General features: G+C 63.7%; 1 pseudogene and 2 riboswitches. The pseudogene reads right to left on the bottom strand.

Going from position 1 to position 623, the window contains the following annotated elements:
• A pseudogene (locus tag EOD07_RS36665) lies at nt 1–404 on the bottom strand (glycine cleavage system aminomethyltransferase T); the annotation flags it as partial.
• Nucleotides 405–450: 46 nt separating this feature from the next.
• A riboswitch (glycine riboswitch) is annotated at nt 451–555 on the bottom strand.
• An 11-nt stretch (nt 556–566) separates the two neighbouring features.
• A riboswitch (glycine riboswitch) is annotated at nt 567–623 on the bottom strand.

Here is a 623-nt window from a genome sequence, read left to right as displayed (position 1 = left end):
TCGGCGGCCAGCGCGCGCGGATGCTTCTCGTCCTCCACCGCGTTGCCGGCATTGGCCACCACCATGAACCGGTCATCGCCAAGGCGCGTCACGATCAGGTCGTCGATGATGCCGGCCGCCTCGTTGAGGAAAAAAGTGTATTTGGACTGCGAGATGCCCAGCGCGCCGGCATCGAGCGGGCAGGCGCGGTTCAGCAATGCGGTGGCGCCCGGACCGGCGACCTCGAACAGCTTCATATGCGAGATGTCGAACAGGCCGGCATGTTCGCGTGTGTGAAGATGCTCCTTCATCACGCCGGGCGGGTATGTCAGCGGCATCGACCAGCCGGCGAAGGCGCCGAAACGCGCTCCCGCGGCCTGATGCAAATCCTCAAGGGGCAGATGTCTGGTGTCGTCGCCTGTCATGTCTTCTCCAGAGTCGCACGCAATCGACCGCCGCAGGCGGCCTAGTTCGTGCCCCTCTGTCTGAAGCCTGAGAGACTTGCGCTCCGTAACTCTGTCGGCAGCGCTTACACCTTCGGCGCGGGGCTAGCCCCGACTTTCCAGAGTTGTCTTTCCCGTCCACGGTTCTTTTGCCTGAGAGATTTCGGGCGATTTCCCCTTCGGCGGCAGCGTGCGCTGCTC

This window comes from Mesorhizobium sp. M2C.T.Ca.TU.002.02.1.1, from assembly GCF_003997225.1.
Note: the sequence above shows the minus strand (reverse complement) of the source record. Positions and strands in the feature narration are given on the sequence as shown.